The 19,863-nt window shown below is 64.7% G+C and carries 20 protein-coding genes; 4 read left to right on the forward strand and 16 right to left on the reverse strand.

All coding sequences use genetic code 11. The features are described from left to right. Window positions 1–36: 36 nt before the first annotated feature. The gene (locus tag ACI5KX_RS01185; RefSeq protein ID WP_406808850.1) at window positions 37–711 is read left to right on the forward strand and encodes an NnrU family protein; all 675 of its coding nucleotides are present in this window, start codon (window positions 37–39) and stop codon (window positions 709–711) included. Here the strand turns inward: ACI5KX_RS01185 and ACI5KX_RS01190 are convergent. The 9 genes from ACI5KX_RS01190 to rpe all read right to left on the reverse strand — a co-directional run bounded on the left by ACI5KX_RS01190 (window position 708) and on the right by rpe (window position 10,282). Next, the gene (locus ACI5KX_RS01190) at window positions 708–1,505 is read right to left on the reverse strand and encodes an alpha/beta hydrolase (RefSeq protein ID WP_406808851.1); all 798 of its coding nucleotides are present in this window, start codon (window positions 1,503–1,505) and stop codon (window positions 708–710) included. The two genes, ACI5KX_RS01185 and ACI5KX_RS01190, sit on opposite strands and share 4 nt — an antisense overlap. 13 nt (window positions 1,506–1,518) lie before the next feature. Beyond that, window positions 1,519–2,316 carry a crotonase/enoyl-CoA hydratase family protein gene (locus ACI5KX_RS01195; RefSeq protein ID WP_406808852.1) on the reverse strand — a complete coding sequence of 266 codons (798 nt, stop codon included), beginning with the start codon at window positions 2,314–2,316 and terminating at the stop codon, window positions 1,519–1,521. Between the two features lie 5 nt (window positions 2,317–2,321). Beyond that, window positions 2,322–4,244 (reverse strand): 1-deoxy-D-xylulose-5-phosphate synthase, encoded by a 1,923-nt coding sequence (gene dxs / locus ACI5KX_RS01200; protein WP_406808853.1) that lies wholly within the window; start codon window positions 4,242–4,244, stop codon window positions 2,322–2,324. A gap of 142 nt (window positions 4,245–4,386) precedes the next feature. Beyond that, a complete protein-coding gene (locus ACI5KX_RS01205; RefSeq protein WP_406808854.1) occupies window positions 4,387–4,866 on the reverse strand; it encodes a Fur family transcriptional regulator in 480 nt (159 codons plus the stop codon). A gap of 46 nt (window positions 4,867–4,912) precedes the next feature. Then, complete coding sequence (msrA, locus tag ACI5KX_RS01210; RefSeq protein WP_406808855.1) at window positions 4,913–5,599, reverse strand: peptide-methionine (S)-S-oxide reductase MsrA; 687 nt, start codon at window positions 5,597–5,599, stop codon at window positions 4,913–4,915. Next, window positions 5,596–5,775 (reverse strand): hypothetical protein, encoded by a 180-nt coding sequence (locus ACI5KX_RS01215; protein WP_406808856.1) that lies wholly within the window; start codon window positions 5,773–5,775, stop codon window positions 5,596–5,598. The genes msrA and ACI5KX_RS01215 overlap by 4 nt, the downstream gene beginning before the upstream one ends. 319 nt (window positions 5,776–6,094) lie before the next feature. Beyond that, window positions 6,095–7,717 carry a bifunctional phosphoribosylaminoimidazolecarboxamide formyltransferase/IMP cyclohydrolase gene (purH, locus tag ACI5KX_RS01220; RefSeq protein WP_406808857.1) on the reverse strand — a complete coding sequence of 541 codons (1,623 nt, stop codon included), beginning with the start codon at window positions 7,715–7,717 and terminating at the stop codon, window positions 6,095–6,097. 22 nt (window positions 7,718–7,739) lie between these two features. After that, the gene (locus ACI5KX_RS01225; protein ID WP_406808858.1) at window positions 7,740–9,620 is read right to left on the reverse strand and encodes a heparinase II/III family protein; all 1,881 of its coding nucleotides are present in this window, start codon (window positions 9,618–9,620) and stop codon (window positions 7,740–7,742) included. Beyond that, complete coding sequence (gene rpe / locus ACI5KX_RS01230; RefSeq protein WP_406808859.1) at window positions 9,620–10,282, reverse strand: ribulose-phosphate 3-epimerase; 663 nt, start codon at window positions 10,280–10,282, stop codon at window positions 9,620–9,622. The genes ACI5KX_RS01225 and rpe overlap by 1 nt, the downstream gene beginning before the upstream one ends. 234 nt (window positions 10,283–10,516) lie before the next feature. On the opposite strand from rpe, the gene ACI5KX_RS01235 reads away from it, so the two are divergent. Next, entirely contained in the window at window positions 10,517–11,023 is a 507-nt protein-coding gene (locus ACI5KX_RS01235) for a DUF2141 domain-containing protein (protein WP_406808860.1), read from the forward strand. A gap of 32 nt (window positions 11,024–11,055) precedes the next feature. Beyond that, window positions 11,056–12,267, forward strand: a complete 1,212-nt coding sequence (locus ACI5KX_RS01240) for a M20 family metallopeptidase (RefSeq protein WP_406808861.1) — start codon at window positions 11,056–11,058, stop codon at window positions 12,265–12,267. Between the two features lie 9 nt (window positions 12,268–12,276). Here ACI5KX_RS01240 and ACI5KX_RS01245 read toward each other — a convergent pair whose 3' ends face one another. The 3 genes from ACI5KX_RS01245 to ACI5KX_RS01255 are packed head-to-tail and all read right to left on the reverse strand — an operon-like array spanning window position 12,277 to window position 14,496. Next, window positions 12,277–13,275 carry a zinc-dependent alcohol dehydrogenase family protein gene (locus ACI5KX_RS01245; RefSeq protein ID WP_406808862.1) on the reverse strand — a complete coding sequence of 333 codons (999 nt, stop codon included), beginning with the start codon at window positions 13,273–13,275 and terminating at the stop codon, window positions 12,277–12,279. 42 nt (window positions 13,276–13,317) lie between these two features. Then, window positions 13,318–14,031: an endonuclease/exonuclease/phosphatase family protein gene (locus ACI5KX_RS01250; protein WP_406811295.1), complete on the reverse strand. Its 714-nt coding sequence runs from the start codon at window positions 14,029–14,031 to the stop codon at window positions 13,318–13,320. Between the two features lie 15 nt (window positions 14,032–14,046). After that, the gene (locus tag ACI5KX_RS01255) at window positions 14,047–14,496 is read right to left on the reverse strand and encodes a host attachment protein (RefSeq protein ID WP_406808863.1); all 450 of its coding nucleotides are present in this window, start codon (window positions 14,494–14,496) and stop codon (window positions 14,047–14,049) included. A 166-nt stretch (window positions 14,497–14,662) separates the two neighbouring features. On the opposite strand from ACI5KX_RS01255, the gene ACI5KX_RS01260 reads away from it, so the two are divergent. After that, window positions 14,663–15,091: an Hsp20/alpha crystallin family protein gene (locus tag ACI5KX_RS01260; protein WP_406808864.1), complete on the forward strand. Its 429-nt coding sequence runs from the start codon at window positions 14,663–14,665 to the stop codon at window positions 15,089–15,091. Between the two features lie 5 nt (window positions 15,092–15,096). On the opposite strand, the gene ACI5KX_RS01265 is transcribed toward ACI5KX_RS01260, so the two are convergent. Genes ACI5KX_RS01265 through ACI5KX_RS01280 form a run of 4 tightly spaced genes read right to left on the reverse strand, consistent with a single transcriptional unit; the run spans window position 15,097 to window position 19,713 of the window. After that, window positions 15,097–16,293, reverse strand: a complete 1,197-nt coding sequence (locus tag ACI5KX_RS01265; RefSeq protein ID WP_406811296.1) for an ABC transporter permease — start codon at window positions 16,291–16,293, stop codon at window positions 15,097–15,099. Between the two features lie 2 nt (window positions 16,294–16,295). Next, window positions 16,296–17,009, reverse strand: coding sequence for an ABC transporter ATP-binding protein (locus ACI5KX_RS01270; protein WP_406808865.1), 714 nt, complete (start codon window positions 17,007–17,009; stop codon window positions 16,296–16,298). Continuing rightward, complete coding sequence (locus ACI5KX_RS01275) at window positions 17,009–18,325, reverse strand: efflux RND transporter periplasmic adaptor subunit (protein WP_406808866.1); 1,317 nt, start codon at window positions 18,323–18,325, stop codon at window positions 17,009–17,011. Before ACI5KX_RS01275 ends, ACI5KX_RS01270 begins: the two co-directional genes overlap by 1 nt. Then, window positions 18,322–19,713 (reverse strand): efflux transporter outer membrane subunit, encoded by a 1,392-nt coding sequence (locus tag ACI5KX_RS01280; RefSeq protein WP_406808867.1) that lies wholly within the window; start codon window positions 19,711–19,713, stop codon window positions 18,322–18,324. The genes ACI5KX_RS01275 and ACI5KX_RS01280 overlap by 4 nt, the downstream gene beginning before the upstream one ends. Window positions 19,714–19,863 lie beyond the last annotated feature (150 nt).

Consider the following 19,863-nt stretch of genomic DNA (forward strand, 5'->3'; position numbering starts at 1 on the left):
GGTGTAGATTCTCTGCGGGTCCACAGGGAGGGTGCATTGAACGAAGCGCTATTGAATCTCGTCGCGGCCAACACGGCCTTTGTCGGCTCGCATTTCGTGATGTCGCACCCGTTGCGCGCGTCGATGGTGAAAGCGTTCGGCGAGATGGGTTTCCAGGTGGTCTATTCGCTGGTGAGCCTGGCGACGCTGGCGTGGATCTATTTCGCCTTCAAGGCTGCCCCTCCCGCCGACCTTCCAGGTAGCGGCGAGATCGGCTGGGCTATCGCCACATTGCTCACCCTGCCCGCGATGGTGCTGTTGGCAGGTTCGGTGGTTGGAAACCCCGCGATGCCCACGCCGCAGGCCGCCGAACAGGCGCGCGAGGAGCCCAAAGGCGTTTTCAAAGTGACCCGCCACCCGATGATGTGGGGATTCGCGCTCTGGGCACTGTCGCACATCGTGATCCACTACAGCCTGCGGACCACCATCACCGCCCTCGCGATTGGCATTCTCGCACTCGTCGGCGCAAAGCTGCAGGACCGCAAGAAAGAGGTCCTAATGGGCGAGGCCTGGGCGCAGTGGGAGAGCAAAACGAGCTACTGGCCGCGTTTCGGAGCGCTGTTCGGCGCAGGGGCGCTCCCATGGGCCGCCGGACTCATCTTCTTCGTATTCTTCAGCTGGCTGCACATGCCGATCGGCGATGTCCCGGCCGGCATCTGGCGCTGGTTCTAATCCGCTCCGACTAGATCGAGTATCCAGTCGCGCCGTGCCTCCTGCGAGCGCGGCTCGAATGTGAGCCCGTGGCCCGATCCCGCGAAGCTCTGGAAAGTGGCGTCGGGGGCGATCCGCGACAATCGTTTGCCATGCTCATGCGGTATCAGTGCATCGGCATCGCCGTGCTGGATCAGCACTGGGATTTGGAGTTCTGCGATCTTCTCGGCATTGCGGTACTGATCGTTCACGAGCGAATGCGCCGGCATCCACCACAGATTGTTCCCGGCAACCGCGGGCAGCGAAGTGAAGGGAGCGATAAGCACGAGCGCCGCCGGCCGGTGCCGCACCGCCATCTCGGTCGCGACGCCCGAGCCGATCGAATTGCCGACGAACACCACCTGTTCCAGCGGCAATCCCTCGCCGACCAGCCAGTCCATTGCCGCCTCGCCATCGCGATAAAATCCCTCTTCCGAAGGTTGACCGGGATTTCCGCCGTAACCGCGATACTCGACGAGCAGCACCCCGAAGCCGGCATTTACAAATCCGATATTGGAGGTGCTCGCCATCTCGAGCGTGCCGCCATTGCCGTGGAAATAGACCGTGGTCGGCATGCCCGGTTCGGCTTCGCGGTAGAAGGCCCGCAGGGTCAGGCCGTCGGAAGTTCGCAGCGAGACTTCTTCGTATCCCGGCGTAAGCGACGGCACATCCTGCGGCGCCGGATAGATGAAGTGCGACTGGAACGACCACAGGATCACGAGCAGCGTGAGATAGGTCGTCGCGACCATCACGAGAGCGCGGAACAGCCAGGTCACGGCCGCGTCCTAGTCAGTTGCCCTTGAATTCCGGTGAACGCTTTTCGATCAGCGCCGCGACGCCTTCGGCGTGATCGTCGGTGTGGTGCATCATCGCCTGCGTGTTGGCCGCCAGTTCGAGCGCGGTGTCGTAATTGACCTGTTGGCCTTGTCGCAGCAGCATCTTGGTCTGGCGCAGCGAATGCGGGGGCATTGCCGCGATCCTCGCTGCGAGCGCCTGCGCTTCGGCCAGCAGATCGTCATGCGGAACGACCCGGCTGACGAGGCCCCATTTTCGCGCGGTTGCGGCATCGATCACGTCGCCGGTGTAGAACAATTCCGCAGCGCGGCTCATCCCGATGACGCGCGGCAGGATCCACGTGCCGCCATCGCCCGGAATGATCCCGAGCTTGAGGAAGGTGACGCCGAATTTGGCTTTGTCCGAGGCGATGCGGATATCGGCAAGGCAGGCGACGTCGCAGCCAAGCCCGATCGCCGGTCCGTTGACCGCAGCGATCACCGGCACGCGCAAGCCGTGCAGCGCGCGCAGCATGCGGTGGATGTTATCGCGGTAGCCGTCGGAAATGGCCGGAGGCGTGCCGCCGAATGTCCCGGCCCTGTCGCGCATCGCCTTGATATCACCGCCGGCAGAGAACGCCCGCCCCGCTCCGGTGAGGATCACGCAGCGGGTTTCGAGATCGCGATTGATCGCATCGCAGGCGGTGGCGAATTCCTCCCCGTCGCCCGGCGCGCCGAGCGGGTTCATGGTGTCCGCTCGGTCGATGGTGAGCGTGGTGATCGGGCCGTCGCGCTCTACCTTGAGGAGGCCCATGGCTTTTACGCCCGCGCCTCTTCCACGTTCGCGCTGTTGTGCTTCAGTGCCTTGAGCACCGTATCGACGATATGCGGCGCGGTGAGGCCTGCTTCCTCATACTGCTTGTCGGGCGAATCCTGGTCCTGGAAAATATCGGGCAGGCGCATCGTGCGTACTTTCAACCCGTTATCGGTCAGCCCTTCGTCCGAGGCATAGGTCAGCACATGCGCCCCGAGGCCGCCGACAGCGCCCTCTTCGATGGTCAGCACCACTTCGTGCGTGCGCATCAGCTTCGCGATCAGGTCGCGGTCGAGCGGCTTGGCGAAGCGCATATCGGCGACGGTCGTCGAGAGCCCCTTGGCTTCGAGCGTGTCGGCCGCCTTTTTCGCCTCTTCGAGCCGCGCACCGAGCGAGAGGATGGCGACTTTGGAGCCCTCGCGTACGATCCGGCCCTTGCCGATTTCGAGCTTCTGCGGCGTTTCCGGAAGCGGCACTCCGACACCCGATCCGCGCGGATAGCGGAAGGCGATCGGCCCCTCGTCATGCTCGACGGCGGTGTAGGTCATGTGGACCAGCTCCGCCTCGTCGGCGGCGGCCATCACCACCATGTTGGGCAGCGTGGCAAGATAGGTGATGTCGAACGCGCCCGCATGGGTGCAGCCGTCCGCGCCAACCAGTCCGGCGCGATCAATCGCGAAGCGCACCGGCAGGTTCTGGATTGCTACGTCGTGAACCACCTGGTCGTAGGCGCGCTGGAGGAAGGTCGAATAGATTGCAGCGAAAGGCCGCATCCCCTGCGCCGCGAGACCGGCGGCGAAAGTCACGCCGTGCTGCTCGGCGATGCCGACATCGAAGCTGCGCTCCGGATGACGCTGGGCGAAGCGGTCGACGCCCGTGCCCGAGGGCATGGCCGCTGTGATCGCGCAGATGCGCTTGTCGGTATCGGCGAGATCGGCGAGCGTATCGCCGAACACGTTCTGGTAGGCCGGCGGGCCGCCCGAACCCTTTTGCTTCTCGCCGGTGACGACATTGAATTTCGGCACGCCGTGATACTTGTCGGCGCTTTCTTCGGCGGGCTGATAGCCCTTGCCCTTGGTGGTGACGACGTGGATCAGCACCGGCCCTTCCGACGTGTCGCGCACGTTCTCCAGAACCGGGATCAGGTGATCGAGATTGTGCCCGTCGATCGGTCCGACGTAATAGAAGCCGAGCTCCTCGAACAGCGTCCCGCCGGTGACCATGCCGCGGGTGTATTCCTCTGCGCGGCCGACCATTTCGTGCATCCGGCGGCTCATCTTCTTCACCGCCTTGGAAGCCAGCGAGCGCAGGCCGAGATATTCGCTCGAGGAGACCATGCGCGCGAGATAGGCCGACAGGCCGCCCACCGGCGGTGCGATCGACATATCGTTGTCGTTGAGGATCACGACGAGCCGGTTGCCGGCCTGCGCCGCGTTGTTCATCGCCTCATAGGCCATGCCCGCGCTCATCGCGCCATCGCCGATCACCGCGATGCCGCGCCCGGGCTTGTCATTCAGCTTGTTGGCCATCGCAAAGCCCAGCGCGGCCGATATCGAAGTCGAGCTGTGTGCCGCGCCGAACGGATCGTATTCGCTCTCCGCGCGCTTGGTGAAGCCACTGAGGCCGCCACCCTGGCGCAGGGTGCGGATCCGGTCACGCCGTCCGGTGATGATCTTGTGCGGGTAACATTGGTGACCGACGTCCCACACCAGCTTATCGTCGGGTGTGTTGAACACATAGTGGATCGCGACCGTCAGCTCGACGACGCCGAGACCCGATCCAAGGTGCCCGCCCGAAGTACTGACCGCGTCGATCATCTCGGCGCGCAATTCATCGGACAATTGGCGAAGCTGTTCCGGCTTGAGTTTACGAAGCTCGTCCGGGTTCGGAACCGTGTCAAGCAGCGGCGTGTGGGGCTTAGAAGTCATACAGAATCGCCTTACACCGTCCAAAGCCAACTGTCGATGAACGGGTTATCGCTCAAAAAGAACGCCTCGTCCACAGAGTGTCAATTCTGGGCGAAATCAGTTGCGTCAATTGCACCTTACACTAGGTGCTGGGCGGCATTGTTCATGCGCATGCACGACAAAGCCCTCGAATCTCCAACACCGGACGTTCGGGTTTGAACCCGCGTTCGCTGGCGAGCGCACGTACGGTCCGGCTCACCTGCTCGTCATCGATATGGGTGGCCTCACCGCATTCGTCGCAAACCAGGAAGATGCAATCGTGCTCGCACCCCGGATGGGTGTTGGCGAGATAGGCATTCGAGCTTTCGACGCGCAGTGCAAGATTGTTGGCCACGAACAGGTCGAGGATCCGGTACACACTGTTGGGAGCCACACGTTTGCCGCGAGCCGCCGAAAGATTGTCGGCGATGTCATATGCCGACACCGGTCGATCATGACGTGCAAGCTCGGCGAACACCGTTTCGCGCATTCCGGTCCATTGCTCGCCCGAGCCGGTGAGCGCTGCGCGAGCGGCCTCGATCAACGTTTTGCCCGAGTGTTCGTGATGCGCGTGATCGCGCGCGAGATTGTCATTCTCTGCCATGTGGCCCGATATAGGCGCTGCGGGCTCTCCCGCCAAGCGTGCGCCGTCAGCTGTCGTCGCGCAGGAACTGCGCGCGATAATCGTTCGGGAACATCGCCTTCAGCGCCTTCACCTTGGGTGCATCCCAGCGCACGATGTATCCGTGGCGCGGGTTCTTCGCCATGAAATCCTGATGGTATTTTTCGGCCGGATAGAATGTCCGATGCCTCTCGATCCGCGTTGCGATCGGGCGGCTCCAGACGCCGGACGCTTCCATCTGCTTGAGATAGGCTTCCGCGACCGCTTCCTGCTCGGCGGTGAGCGGCACAAGCGCCGAACGATAGTGCGTTCCGACATCGGGACCCTGACGGTTCTTGAGCGTCGGATCGGCGACGACGGAGAAGAATATCCGCAGCAGCTCGTCATAACGCACGACATAGGGATCGTAGGTGATCTTGACCGCTTCCGCGTGGTTGGTGCCGCCAGCGACGATCGTGTTGTACTTCGCCGTTGCCGCATTTCCGCCGTGGAATCCCGCAACTGCCGATTTCACACCCTTCACATGGCTGAACACACCTTCGACGCCCCAGAAGCACCCTCCCGCGAAGATCGCGGTCTTCAGGCCGGCGCCTTCGTTCGCGACCCGCTTGGCTGCGGGCGCATTGACCGGTTCTCCGAGCGCGAGTGCAGGCCCGGCGCAGGCGGAAAGCCCGAGCGAGGCTGCGACGAGGGCGAGTGTCAGGGTTTTTTTCATTGATCCAGTGTCCAGAAATCCGGCGAGGGTGCAGGCGCTGCAAGTTGTTCGGCCGCCTGTGCAGGAGGGGCAATCTCGTCGCTCCACTCTTCGAACCTTGCAACACCGAGGAGGGCGGTGCCGATGGCAAAGCCGATAGCGATATTGCGGTAAAGATCGGGGGCGAAAAGGGTCATGGGGTTTCTCGGCGTTCGTTCATCTAACTTTCGAGTTCGCTTAATGAGCGGTCACTTGCGCTCCAATGAATGCAGCGCCCGTGAGACATTTCGTTACGAAGCTCGATTTAGTTACGTGAGCCGAGCGGAAAAGATGAGAGCCGACTAGAACCTCTTCGCCGCCCTACAGCGGAGCTTTCGCCACAGGCCGCGAACTGGGCCCCACGCGCGCCCGCAGGCGCTCCGTAGCGAAGCGAAGAAAGCAGCGCCGAGGACGCTCGCGCGGACGGACGAGCGCAAGGGATCCTAGTCCTCAAGCAGCGAAGCGGTAGGACGAAAATTAATGCCGGAAATGCCGCATCGCGGTGAACACCATCGCCAGACCGGCCTCGTCCGCAGCGGCGATCACTTCCTCGTCGCGGATCGAACCGCCGGGCTGGATCACCGCGGTTGCCCCCGCTTCCGCAGCGGAGATCAGTCCGTCGGCGAAGGGGAAGAACGCGTCCGAGGCGACCGCGCTGCCCACAGTACGCGGCTCGGCCCATTCGTATGTTTCGGCGGCTTCCTTCGCCTTGATCGCCGCGATGCGCGCGGAATCGCGACGGTTCATCTGGCCCGCGCCTATCCCGGCGGTCGCGCCGTCCTTGGCGTAGACGATGGCGTTCGACTTGACGTGCCGCGCGACGGTCCAGGCGAACAGGCAGTCCTTCAGCTCCTGCTCGGTGGGAGCGCGCTTGGTCACGACTTTGAGATCGTCGAGGCTCACCGCACCGTTATCGCGACCCTGGATCAGCATCCCACCGGCGATGGTCTTCATCGCAAAGCCCGGTCGCCGCGGATCGGGCAGCATGCCGCATTCGAGCAGGCGCAGGTTCTTCTTTTTGGCGAACACCTCGCGTGCCTCCGCGCTCACCTTGGGCGCGATCACGACCTCGGTGAAGATCGACGCAATGGCTTCAGCCGTCGCGCCGTCCAGCTCGGTATTGACCGCGACGATCCCGCCGAAGGCCGAAACGCTGTCGCACTGCAGCGCGTCGTTCCAAGCCTCGAGCAAGGTTCCCGATTGGGCAACGCCGCAGGGGTTGGCGTGCTTGACGATCACCACCGCCGGGTTCTGCCCCGCGAATTCCGCCGCCAGCTCAAGCGCGGCGTCGGCGTCGTTGAGATTGTTGTAGCTGAGCGCCTTGCCCTGCAGCTGCTCGGCCTGTGGTACGCCCGAAGTGCCCGTGACCTGCGGCACATAGATCGCCGCCGACTGGTGCGGGTTCTCGCCATAGCGCAGCACGTCCTCGCGCTTGAGTGCAATCGGCAAGGTCGCCGGGAACGGGGTCGCGCCAAGCGCTTCGCCTCCGAGCGGGTTGGAGAAGGCATCGGCAAACGCAAACCAGCTGGCGATCGCGGAATCGTAGGCTGCGGTGCGGGCGTATGCCTTGCCCGCCATGCGGATGCGGAAGGCATGCGACGTCGCGCCGTCATTGGCCTCCATCTCCTCGATCAGCGCGCCGTAATCGGCGGGGTCGGTGAGGATCGTCACGAAACCGTGGTTCTTCGCCGCCGAGCGCACCATCGACGGGCCGCCGATATCGATGTTTTCGATGATCTCTTCGCGGCTCGCGCCCTTCGCGACGGTCGCCTCGAACGGATAGAGATTGACCACGACCAGATCGATCGCGCCGATTTCGTGCGCTTCCATCGCCGCCACGTGCTCAGCGTTGTCGCGCAGCGCGAGCAGCCCGCCATGGACCTTGGGGTGGAGCGTCTTGACTCGCCCATCCATCATCTCCGGAAATCCGGTCAGGTCGGAGACATCGCGCACGTCCAGCCCTGCATCGCGCAGCGCCTTGGCCGTGCCGCCGGTGCTCACCAGCTCGACCCCGCGCGCGGCCAAAGCCTTGCCGAATTCCGCCAAACCGTCCTTGTCGGACACCGAGAGCAGCGCCCGTTTGATCACCGTATTCGCCATGCGTGTTAAGTCCCCTGGGGCGCTACCCCATCTTCTTTAGCAGCCAGGAGAATTGCCCCCCGCCGCGCGATGTCATGCCTTCGATTACCAGCTGCTCGGTCGGATGCGGGCGGCCGTCGCCATCGACCCACAGGCTGTCCTCGCAGCTCAGCTGAACGTCCTTGGCTCCCGCCGCGTCGCCGCGCAACCGGAATTGCCATAGGCGGCCATCGGGAGTGAGCAGGCTCGCGCCGAGCCTGTCTTCGGACAGGTGCGCCTCGACCCCGCGTCCGAGATGGAAGCGGATGGCAAAGCCGATCTTGCCGCGCTTGCCCTTGCGCGAAACCGGGAGCAGGATGTCCTCGCCGGCGAGTTCGGTGCCATCGCCGCGCAGCGTCAGCACGCGCTTGTGCGTCAGGCCGAAGCGCGCGCCATAGCCGTCGTGGCTGGCCTCGACCCGCGTGGCCTCGCCCCCGCGCCCTTTCACAATCCGTCGCTCGACTTCGACCGTTTCCGCGCCCTTGCCGAGCTTTCCGTGCAACAGCACCGCGGTCGAATTGGCGTTGTCGAGCACAAGCGTCGAATGCGCAGCCGTTGCACGCAGGCCTTGGCCGATCCTCGCGGGGACCTGTCCGCCAGCCATCGCCGAGCCGCCGCAATTGACGATCAAGCGCGCCGGTCCGTCCGACATCTCGAAAGCCAGCGTGGAGGCGCATCCGGTCCGCGCATGGCGCGCACGCGGTGGCGGCGCGGCGTCGAATTGCACGACCGTCTCGCCTGCTCGCAGCCGGTGGAAGCCCCAGTGCTGCACGTCCTTGAGCGGACGCGTGCGGATGCCGGTCGCTTCAACAAGAGCGGCAACACGGTCGGCGCGGATTGCCCCGTGCCCCTGCCAGTTGCCCAATCCTCCGTCGCCATGCCGCAGGCCAAGCAGCGGAGGCACGAGCAGCTCCCGCATGACTGTGAATGCCTGCGGAGCCTCGATTTCCACCGCCTCGTAGCAGGCGATCAGATCGGTCAGCAGCGCGACCGCCTGCATCTGCGCTTCGGGACACCGCGACAGCACGCCGCCATCTTCCCCGACAAGATCGCCGAGCGCCTTGATCAGCGCCGCCTCGCCGTAAAGCCTGCGCGGCTTGCCTTCGGGCAGCAGCAGGCCCGCCGCCGTGACGGCAGCAAGCCCGGCGACCTGCCCCAGCCCCGCACCATCGCGCGGAGCCCTGCGGTCGAGCCAGGAAGCCGTTTCGCCGATGGCAGAAAGCAGCCTGGGCTTGAGATTGGCATCCTGCCCGCTCAGCACCAGCGGTGCGTGGACGAGCCATGCCAGCAGCCGCAATCCGGCGTACTCGAATTCCCAGGCGGGGCCTTTAGCGGGGTCGGAATTGGCGGCAAGCCAGCCCGCCGTGATCCGCTCGGCGACCGAAACGCAATCTTCGCGCGGCGCGCTTGCCGCGAGGTCGCGCAGCCACGAGAAGCTGTGAATTGTGTGCTCGATCCCCGGCGCGAGGCGCGCAGAGCTGTCGAAATCGACCTGCGCGATCGGCTGTTTGACCCCGTGGACGAGGAAGTGACCTGCGCGCAGGGCCGTGCCCGCCGCACGGTCGCCCGTCACCGGGCTCTCGACCGTGGCCAGGACGCGCAAGGCCGCGGGACGGCGGAACGGCGCGGCGAGCGCATGGCCCGGCACGCCCATCCTGTAGGCCATCCGGATCAGCGCCTCGCCCGGGCCCGAGCGCGGCGCGATGACGTCGGTCAGCGCGAGTGCGCGGGACGTCTCGACGTTATCGTTTGCCTGTTCGGGATCGTCGGCGGCTGTGCGATGTGGCTCTTCGGCATCGGACAGCGGCAGCGCGGCCTGCTCGCCGTCGCTTTCGACCAGCGCTTCGTCCCGCTCCTCGTCATGTTCGCGGAACAGGCTCGCCATCACCCTTCTCCCTTGAGCGCGGCGATATTGGCGGCGTATTGCGACGGTCCGCCTTTGAATGTGGCCGACCCGGCTACGAGCACGTCGGCCCCCGCCTCGACGCATTGCCTGGCGGTATCGGGATTGACCCCGCCATCGACCTCGAGGTGGATCGGCCGCCCCTCCGCCTCGATCATCGCGCGGATGCGGCGGATCTTGTCGAGCTGTGAAGGAATGAAGCTCTGCCCGCCGAAGCCGGGATTGACGCTCATCACCAGCACGAGATCGACGAGGTCCATGAGGTTGTCGAGCACCTCGACCGGCGTGCCGGGATTGAGCACCACGCCCGCTTTCTTGCCGAGCGCACGGATCGCCTGCAGCGTGCGGTGGACATGCGGTCCGGCCTCGGGATGGACGGTGATGATATCGGCGCCGGCTTTCGCAAACGCCTCGAGATACGGATCGACCGGCGCAATCATCAGGTGGACGTCAAAGGTCTTGTCGGTGTGCGGCCTCAGCGCCTTCACCACCTCCGGCCCGATGGTGATGTTGGGCACATAGTGCCCGTCCATGACGTCGACGTGAATCCAGTCGGCCCCGGCGGCGTCGATTGCGCGCACTTCCTCTCCCAACTTCGAAAAGTCGGCCGACAGGATCGAGGGGGAGATCAACGGTGCTGGCATTTTGGGTGGTTGGCCCTGTTTCGCGCGTGCGAAACCATTACCTGACCGGCGAATCACCCCACAAGCGGGCGGTTAACCCTTTTCCACCGCGCAGGCCGCCGTTTTTCACCCAATTCAGGTGCAATTCAGCGCGAAATTGGCAAATGCGCTCCCATATCGGCGATCCCGCCTGCTCCGCTCTGGCGGCAAGCAACACATCGCAATGGAACGAATTCAAGGTTTGGGCACGACATTATGAAGGCAACCGCACTGGGACTGGGCGCGCTTGCGCTTGGCGCATCGCTTGCCGTCGCACCTTCGAGCGCGGCGCAATCGGGCTATGCACAGGTCCTCTCCAACGACATGAGCCGCTGCGCACCGGGCGGAGGCCCGGCGGTGCGATTGCGCATCACTGGGCTGCGTTCGGGCAACGGCAACCTGTTCGTCCGCACCTATTACGCGAAGCGCGGCGATTGGCTGAAGAGCAAGCGCTACCTCACCCGTATCGATGCCAAACCGCGCGCCGGAACGATGACCGTGTGCGTGCCGGTGCCGAGCGCCGGGCAATACGCGATCGCAGTCCAGCACGACGAGAACGGCAACCGCGAGATGGATTTCTCAACCGACGGCGCGGGCATGTCCAACAATCCCGAGATCGGGTCGTTTCTCGGTATTCCGCGCCCGCCCTCGGTCAGCAAGGCGGCCTTTGCCGCGAGCCCGGGAGTCACCCGGCTCAACATCACGGTGCGCTATCGCGACTAGGCGGTGAGGCCCGTCCGCGCTAATCTGCGGCCATGCTGACCACCGACCTGATCGATTCCGCCCGCGCGCTCGCCCCGACGATCGTGGCGCTGCGGCGCGCTATCCACGCCGAACCCGAGCTGGGCCTGCACACGCCGATGACCATGGCCAAGGTGCGCGACGCGCTCGCCAACCTGCCGCTCGAATGGAAATCCGGTTCCTCGACCACCGGCGAAGTGGCGACCTTGGTGGGCGGCAAGGCGGGGGCGGATAGTCCTACGGTGCTGCTGCGCGGCGATATGGACGCGCTGCCTATGGACGAGAAGACCGATCTTGAATTCGCCTCGACCATCCCGGGCCGGATGCACGCTTGCGGTCACGACACCCATACGGCGATGCTCGTCGGCGCGGCACGGCTCCTCGCGGAAAGGCGCGACGAGCTGCCCGGCAGTGTCCAGTTCATGTTCCAGCCGGGAGAGGAGGGCTATCACGGCGCGCGCTTCATGCTCGATGACGGCCTGATCGACCCGCTGCCCGATGCCGCCTTCGCGCTCCACATCATGCCCAATGCGCCTTACGGCGTACTCGCCGGTCGCGCCGGGCCGCTGATGGCCGCAGCCGACCAGTTCACGATCACGGTCAAGGGCAAGGGCGGTCACGCCTCGATGCCGCACGACTGCAACGATCCGGTGCCCGCCGCCGCGGCGATCGTCGGAGCGATCCAGGCGATGGTCACGCGCCGGTTCAAGGCGACCAATGCGGTCGTGGTCACGGTTACGCAGATCCATGCCGGCACCGCGCATAACGTGATCGCCGACGACGTCATGCTCGGCGGCACGATCCGCACGCTCAGCGCCGACCACCGCGAGAAGGTCCACGCGTTGATCGTGGAGACTGCAAAGCAGACCGCCGCGGCTTACGGCGTCGAAGCGGAAGCCGAACTCGAGTTCGGTTTCCCGGTGACGTTGTGCGACGCTCGCGCGGTTGCACTCGGAAAGAAAGTCGCAAGCGAACTGGGCGGGGCCGAGGGCTGGCGGGACCTCGCCGATCCGATCATGGGTGCCGAGGATTTCTCCTACCTGCTCGAAAAAGTGCCGGGCGCGATGTTCTTTCTCGGCGTGGCGCCCGAAGGCGAGGACTGGACGCAATGCTGCGCGATCCATTCGCCGCGCATGCATGTCGACGAAGGCGCACTGCCGCATGGCGCGGCGATGCTTGCGGGCTGCGCGCTCGAGTTCTTCGCAAACGGCCTGCCCGAGGCCTGACACCCGGCCTCACGGGACCAGCACGGCGGCTCCGGTCAGTCGGCCTTCGCGCAGATCGTCGAGCGCCCGATTGGCATCGGCGAGATCGTAGCGCGTAACGTGGCTGTCGATCGCGTGGACATGGTCGCTGGCGAGGAAGCTGCGGCCGTCCTCGCGGGTGAGGTTGGCGACCGACAGGATCGAGCGCTCGCCCCACAGGTCGGAATAGGGGAAGCCGGGAATGTCGCTCATATGGATGCCCGCGCATACGACCCGCCCGCCCTTGCGAACGGCCTTGAGCGCGAGCGGCACCAGCCCGCCCACCGGCGCGAAGATGATCGCCGCATCGAGTTCCTCGGGCGGTAGGTCGCTGCTTGCACCGGCCCATGCGCAGCCGAGCGACAATGCAAACTGCTGCGCATTCGTATCGCCCTCACGCGTGAACGCGAACACCTGCCGACCTTGCGCGACCGCGACTTGCGCGAGCAGGTGGGCCGCCGCTCCGAAACCGTAGAAGCCTATTCGTTCGCCGTCTCCGGCCATGCGGAGCGAACGCCAGCCGATCAGGCCCGCGCAGAGCAGCGGTGCGGCATCGAGATCGCCGAGTCCGTCCGGAATCGGGAAGCAGAAGCCTGCGTCGGCCATGGCATGAGTCGCATAACCACCATCGCGCGTCGCGCCGGTGAAGACCGGATGATCGCACAGGTTTTCCCTGCCCGATCGGCAGTAGAAACAGGTCCCGCAGGTGCTGCCCAGCCATGCGATCCCGACCCTTTGGCCTATGGCGAAACCGCTCGCGCCAGAGCCAAGCGCGAGCACCTCGCCGACAATCTCATGCCCGGGCACGACCGGATAGTGTGCGGGGATATCGCCATCGACGACATGCAGGTCGGTGCGGCACACACCGCAGGCCTTCACCCGGACCAAGATTTGGCCCCGCCCGGGTTCGGGCACAGGCCGGGCCTCGCGGCGCAAACCTGCTCCCGGAGCATCGCAGACCATGGCCCAGCACTCGGGATTATCATCCAAGCCAAATCTCCCGTTTCGCGACCGCTGCTTTGCGAAATCCGGCTACAGCCGGAATTCGGCCCACACCGGCAGGTGATCCGACGCCTGCGCCGCGAGCGAGCTTTCGTGCACCCCGCAATCCACTGCACGTAGACGCGGGCAGTGCATGATCCGATCGAGTTTTGCGACCGGCCTCCTGCTGTGAAAGCTGCGCCCGCAATCGAGCACGGTGAAATGCTTGCCGAACTCGTTGAAGCAGCCGCCACTGGTGCGCCATTCGTTGAGATCGCCCATCATCAGCGTCGGCCGCTCGCTTTGCGCCTGTTCGGCGAGATCGGTGATCGCGCGCGCCTGTCGCTTTCGCCACAGGCCCGACAGGTCGAGATGCATGCCGAAGACCGATATCTCCTGTCCCGCAATACCCAGCCGCGCGGTCACGACTCCGCGAGGCTCGAGATAGGGGATGTGGACGATATCATGATGCGCAACTTCGATGTCGCTGCGCACCAGGATGGCGTTGCCGTGCCACCCCATAGAATCGTGCTGTACGTCAAACGGGACCGCGCGATAATGGCTGTGCCTTTCGACAAGGAAAGGAGGCAGGACGCTTTCGCGCCTGCCGAACCGCCGGTCGGCTTCCTGCAGGACGACGATATCGGCGTCGATCTCGCGCAGCACATTGAGCACCCGTACGGGATTGCGCACACGATCGGTCCCGATCGCCTTGCGGATGTTGTAGCTTGCTACCTTGAAATGCGTGGATTGGGCCTCGGGCATGGCCTGTTCATACACTCACCCGTTGGAATACGCAGCGATAACCTCCGCAATCTCTTTGGTTGTATGATGCGCGAGATCCTTGTCGATTTCGGCGACCAGCCGCTCCTTCGTTGCATTGCCATAATGCTGGCGCATCACTCCGAGCGTCTGCGGCGCAGCGATGACGACGATACCGGCATCGGGATGAGTGTCGGCCGCGCGTTCGAGCTCGTTGGCGGAATTCTTGGCGAATTGTTTCTCGGCCCGCTCGTGCCAGTCGGTCTCGTCATAGCCGCTGCGCCTTTCGCCGACGCTTGCATGCGTCCGCCCAGGGGTATCGGTCCCCTGCTCATGTGCGGGCGGGTTCGTATCCTCCTCGTGGTCGAGAGTCTCGAGAACGGCGTACTTGCGATCCCCCTCGTTGCGCAAAAGCAGCAGCTTCTGCCCGTCCGCCACCAACACCAGGGTTCCATGTCCGATCTTCACCGCCGCTTCCTCCAATCCATCCGAAGTCGTGATCGACAATCGGCATTGCACTCGCGTCTCTAGCTAGTCGACGCACCGGGCGAGTCTTTGACCCAGGTCAATGAAGTCCGGGCTGCGACTCGGCATTATCATAGCATGTCGAACCCCTGACGTATGGAGAAGGAACATGGCCACCACCCCCGCCCGCCGCAGCCTTTTCGACGAGCTGTTTCACGATTTCCCCCTCGGCTATTCCATCGCGCCCTTGCACGGCGACCCTTTGCCCAAGCCGGGCAAGATCACAATCGACGTAAAGGAGAACGGCGAATTCCTCGTCGTCGAGGCAGAAGTGCCGGGCGTTCACAAGGACGATATCGACATCTCGGTCGACAACAACGTGCTGACCATCAGCGCCGAGATCTCGCAATATGACGCGGATACGGAAAACGACACCATCCTGCATTCGGAGCGGTTCTACGGCGCGGTCCAGCGCAGCATTTCGCTCCCCGCGGAGGTTTCCGCAGAAGGCGCGAAAGCCAGCTACGAAAACGGGATCCTGATCTTGAAACTGCCCAAGGTGGCAAAGGATACGAAGCGCAAGATCAGCGTCGGATAGACGTTCTACTCGTGGCGTAGCGCTTCGATCGGATCGAGCTTCGATGCCCGCGCTGCCGGGTAGTATCCGAAGATGATCCCCATGGCGGCGGAAAACAGGAAGCTGAGAATATTGATCGACGGGCTGAACACGAACGGCACGTCGATCACCGCGGCGAGGCTCCACGATAGCCCGGACGCAAGCGCGATCCCGACGAGACCGCCGAGGCAGCACAGCACCACCGCTTCGGTCAGGAACTGCAGGCGGACCTCGCGCGAAAGCGCGCCGATGGCGAGGCGGATGCCGATCTCGCGGGTCCGTTCGGTGACGGAAACGAGCATGATGTTCATGATGCCGATCCCGCCGACCAGCAGGCTGATTCCCGCGATCACTGCCACCATCGCCGTAAGCGCTCCCGTCGCCGCGCCGAGCGCCTCGTTCACCTGCGCAGTGTCGATGATGTTGAAATCGTTGTCCGATCCCTCCTGGAGAAGCCGCCGTTCGCGCAGCAGCCCCACAAGCGCCTCCTGGATCGACGCGCTCGAGTAATCGGCATCGTATTTCACCACGAAAGACTGGATATTGTCATTGCCGGTGAAGCGCCGCTGCACCGTCTTCAATGGCATGATGACGGTGTTGTCGGCGTCTCCCGGCCCGCCGGTTTGACCCCGCTCGACGAGCACTCCGACGACCGTGCACGATACGCTGTCGAGACGCATCTCGAGCCCGAGCGGGCTGGTGTCCGGCACGAAGATCGCATCGCGCACCTTGACCCCGATCAGGCAGACGTTGCGCCCGGCGGTTTCCTCTTCGCTGTTGAAGGGGCGGCCTTCGCTCAACTCGATCGACTGGGCATTGAGGAATGCGGTGTTGGCGCCCTGCACCGAAGTCGACCAGTCGGCGCCGTTGTGAAACGCGGTTGCGCTGGCCGACACGCTTCCGGCGACGATCTGGGCGCCTGCGATCTGGTTGCGCACCGCTTCGACATCGTCCTCGTCGAACGGCCGCGGCGCGCTGCGATCGCCTCTGAGCGGGAAGACGATGAAGACGTTCGAGCCGAGCGAGCTGATCTGGTCTTTGACCGATGCAGTCACACCGTTGCCGAGCGTAACCATCGTGATCACCGCCGCAACGCCGATGATGATCCCCAGCGTCGTCAGGATCGAGCGCAGGATGTGGCGGCGGATCTCGCGGAAGGCGAGCAGTAATGTCGCCCCGAAGATACCTAGCATGGCGCGTCCTCCGGCTCGGTCTTGCGGCGCTCGACCCGTTCGACCAGCCCGTCGCGAAAATGCACGATTGTCCGGGCGAAGCGGGCCATTTCATGCTCGTGAGTCACCATCAGGATGGTGATGCCCTGCGCGTTCAGCTTGGTCAGCAATTCCATGATCTCGATCGAGCGCTCGGTGTCGAGGTTGCCGGTGGGCTCGTCGGCCAGCAGCACGTCGGGCTCGGTCACCAGCGCGCGGGCGATGGCGACACGCTGCTGCTGGCCACCGGACAGCTCGGCCGGTGTATGCGTGGCCCACGGCGCAAGGCCCACCTTGTCGAGCGCCCGCATTGCCGCTTCGCGTCTCGCCGCCTTCTTCTCTCCGCGATAAAGCAGCGGCAGTTCGACGTTCTCGAGCGCGGTTGTGCGGGCCAGCAGGTTGAAGCCCTGGAAAACGAAGCCGAGATACTTGCGACGCAGCAGCGAGCGCTGATCGCGGTCGAGCGCCTGGACTTCGACACCCTTGAACCGGAATACGCCCGAGGTCGGGACATCGAGGCAGCCGAGGATGTTCATCGTCGTGGACTTGCCCGAACCCGAAGGCCCCATGACCGCGACAAAATCGCCGTCGGCGATCTCCATATCGATCCCTTTGAGCGCCTCGAACGCCGCTGCGCCCTCGCCGAAGGTCTTGGTAATCCCTTCCAGCTGGATCAGCGGTACGGCCATCAGTTGCCGCCCGCTCCCACGCCGGTGACGACTTTCATCCCGGGCTTGAGGTCATCCGAAGTGACGACGGTGACGCGGCCGTCGCTCTGCCCGGTGATCACGTCGATCGCTTCGAGCTGGTTGTCATCGCCCAGCACGTAGACTTTCTGGCGGCTGCCCACGCCGATCGTCGCCTGCTGCTCGTTACGCTCGAGCCCGAATTCGGGACTGAGGACACTGCCGCCCTCGTCCTGCTCGGCCGCATCCTCGGGCCGAAATCTCAGCGCGCTGTTGGGCACAAGCGTTTGCTTACCGGTGCTGGAAGTCTCGATGGTGGCGGTGGCCGTCATGCCCGGGCGCAGGAGCCCGTCGGGATTGGCGACCGACAGACGCGCCTCGTAACTCACCACCGAGTTGCCGGCGGGAGCGGCATTCCCGGCCTGCGAGGTGGCGAGGCTCGCGGTGTTGGTCGAAGCAGCGTCGACACGCTCGACCCGCGCCGGGAATTTCCGCCCGGGATAGGCATCGACCGTGAAATTAGCTGGCTGCCCCTCGGCGACTTGGCCCACGTCGGCTTCGTCGATCTCGACCCGCAGCTGCATCTGGCTCAGATCTTCGGCGATGATCAGCAGCGTCGGCGCGTTGAACGCCGCCTGCACCGTCTGGCCCGGCTCGACGAGGCGCGAGAGCACCACGCCCGAGACCGGAGAGGTGATGACCGCGCGCGCGAGAGCGGTCTGCGAGGTGCCGAGCTGGGCTTCGGCGGCGCGGACATTGGCGAGCGCCGAGGCGAGCGCGGCTTCGGAGCGTTGCACCGCCGCTTCGGCCTGCTCCATCTCGATCGCGCTTGGCACCTTGCCGCCCGAAACATCGAACACTTCCTTGAGCCGCTTCAGCTGCGCCTGGTCGACCTTGAGCGTGGCACGCGCCTGCGAGACCTGCGCGCGGGCGACATTCACATTGGCGCGACCCTGCGTAATCTGGTCGTCGATCACATCGGTATTGATCCGCGCGATCACCTGCCCGCGTTCGACCCGATCGTTCACATCGACATAGATCTCGTCGATCCGGCCCGATACCTCGGAGCCGACCTGCACCTGGTTGGTCGGCCGCAAATTGCCGGTCGCCGTCACGGTCAGGTCGAGCGAGCGTTCGATCACATCCTGCGTGATGTATTGCGGGCCGTCGCCACCCGAGCTGCAGCGCGAAATCGCGAGGACCAGAAGCAGGATCGCGAGGGCGGGCAGCCAGTACTTCATCCAGCGCCGCCAGCGCGGCTTGGCTTCCGCGCCCAGGAATTCCTCGATGCTGGGCTCTTCGCCGCCTGCCTCGCTCATTCTTCGATCCTTTCACCGGGCTCGCTGGGGTCTTGCGATGCATCGTCTGGCTGCCATCCGCCGCCCAGTGCCTGGGTCAACCGAACAAAGGCGGTGGCGCGTTCGGCTTCGCTGGCCGCAAGGCCGTTTCGCGCCGAAAGCAGCTGGTTTTCGGCCACCAGCAGGGCCTGGAAATCGATCAGGCCCGACTGGTACTGGCTGCGAGCGATAATCGCCGCGTTTTCCGCCGCTTCGAGCGCCTCGAGGAAGAATTCGACCCTTTCGCGGGCGGCACGTAGGCCAACCGCAGCCGTCTCGACATCCTCGAGCGCGAGCAGGATAGACTGCTCCCAGTTTGCAAGCGACGCCTCGGCCTGCGCCTGCGCCCCGTCGATCCGGGCGCGGGTGCGGCCGCCGTCGAAGATCAGCTGGCCGATACTCCCGATCAGTCCGCCAGTGATGATGTCGAACAATCCGTCAATCCCGACCGATGCGGTGCCGACATTCCCGGTGAGCTGCACCAGCGGGAACAGTTGCGCCCGCGCCAGACCGACCCGCGCCCCGTCGGCAAGCAGGTTCGCTTCGGCCTGACGCACATCGGGACGCTTGCGCAGCACTTCGGCCGGCATCGCATAGCCGAGATCGGCGGGAGGGGCAGGAATCTTGGCGGTGCCCTCGAGCGCGGCGAGAACCGGACCGGGAGCCTCGCCAATAAGAACCGAGATCGTGTTGGCACTGGCAGCGAGGTCGCGTTCGAGCGCGGGGATCGAGGCAGCCGTCTGTGCCCGCTGCGTGCGCGCCTGCTCCACATCGAGGCTCGACACGAGCCCGGCCTGCAAGCGCCACCTTGCGATCTGGAGGTTCTCGTCCTGAATCTCGAGCGTGGTGCGGGCGATGTCGAGCTGGGTGGCGAGCGCGCGGGCGGATATGGTGGTCTGCGCAACCTGTCCGACGATCAGTCGCTGCAGGTCGGCGAGCGCAAATCCCGCGGCGCGCAGCTGTTCGCGGCTTGCGGCGACGTCGTAACCGATCCGCCCGAACAGGTCGATTTCCCACCGTGCATCCGCCCCGAGCGAGAATTGCAGTTCATCTTCGGAGAAATCGCCGAGATCCCGCTGCACCCCGCCCGAGGCGTTTACCTGCGGCAAATAGCTCGCGCGGGCCGAGCGCACGCCTGCACGTGCCTGAGCAACGCGGGCGGAAGCTGCGGCAAGGTCGCGATTGTTGGCGATCGCGCGCTCGACATATTCGGTGACCAGCGGGTCGTCGAGCAGCGTCCAGTATTGCGCGAGCGAGGTCTCGACCGGCGCGGGCTCGACGATCGCCCAGGATGGCGGGACGAACTCGGGGAGGTTCGTATCAGTCGGCTGGGGAAGCGTTGCGCAGCCCCCAAGGGCCGCGATCGCCACGAGAAACACGCCATTTGGGAAGCGACCAATGCGCATTCTCTTCGCTCCGCGCTCCCAGCCGAAAGTACTCACGGGGCGCAGACAATAGCCTAAGTGCCTAAGATGCAAGAGCGAAAGTCGAATTGCGCACGGTTTCCTGAAGACTTGGGC

Source organism: Erythrobacter sp. GH1-10, from assembly GCF_045363165.1.
Lineage (GTDB): Bacteria > Pseudomonadota > Alphaproteobacteria > Sphingomonadales > Sphingomonadaceae > Erythrobacter.

Coding starts and splice junctions, on each gene's coding strand:
- ACI5KX_RS01195 (WP_406808852.1), bottom strand. CDS start 2,316: ATGGGCCTCCTCAAGGTAGAGCGCGACGGCCCGATCACCACGCTCACC.
- dxs (WP_406808853.1), bottom strand. CDS start 4,244: ATGACTTCTAAGCCCCACACGCCGCTGCTTGACACGGTTCCGAACCCG.
- ACI5KX_RS01205 (WP_406808854.1), bottom strand. CDS start 4,866: ATGGCAGAGAATGACAATCTCGCGCGCGATCACGCGCATCACGAACAC.
- msrA (WP_406808855.1), bottom strand. CDS start 5,599: ATGAAAAAAACCCTGACACTCGCCCTCGTCGCAGCCTCGCTCGGGCTT.
- ACI5KX_RS01215 (WP_406808856.1), bottom strand. CDS start 5,775: ATGACCCTTTTCGCCCCCGATCTTTACCGCAATATCGCTATCGGCTTT.
- purH (WP_406808857.1), bottom strand. CDS start 7,717: ATGGCGAATACGGTGATCAAACGGGCGCTGCTCTCGGTGTCCGACAAG.
- ACI5KX_RS01225 (WP_406808858.1), bottom strand. CDS start 9,620: ATGGCGAGCCTGTTCCGCGAACATGACGAGGAGCGGGACGAAGCGCTG.
- rpe (WP_406808859.1), bottom strand. CDS start 10,282: ATGCCAGCACCGTTGATCTCCCCCTCGATCCTGTCGGCCGACTTTTCG.
- ACI5KX_RS01235 (WP_406808860.1), top strand. CDS start 10,517: ATGAAGGCAACCGCACTGGGACTGGGCGCGCTTGCGCTTGGCGCATCG.
- ACI5KX_RS01240 (WP_406808861.1), top strand. CDS start 11,056: ATGCTGACCACCGACCTGATCGATTCCGCCCGCGCGCTCGCCCCGACG.
- ACI5KX_RS01250 (WP_406811295.1), bottom strand. CDS start 14,031: ATGCCCGAGGCCCAATCCACGCATTTCAAGGTAGCAAGCTACAACATC.
- ACI5KX_RS01260 (WP_406808864.1), top strand. CDS start 14,663: ATGGCCACCACCCCCGCCCGCCGCAGCCTTTTCGACGAGCTGTTTCAC.
- ACI5KX_RS01270 (WP_406808865.1), bottom strand. CDS start 17,009: ATGGCCGTACCGCTGATCCAGCTGGAAGGGATTACCAAGACCTTCGGC.
- ACI5KX_RS01275 (WP_406808866.1), bottom strand. CDS start 18,325: ATGAGCGAGGCAGGCGGCGAAGAGCCCAGCATCGAGGAATTCCTGGGC.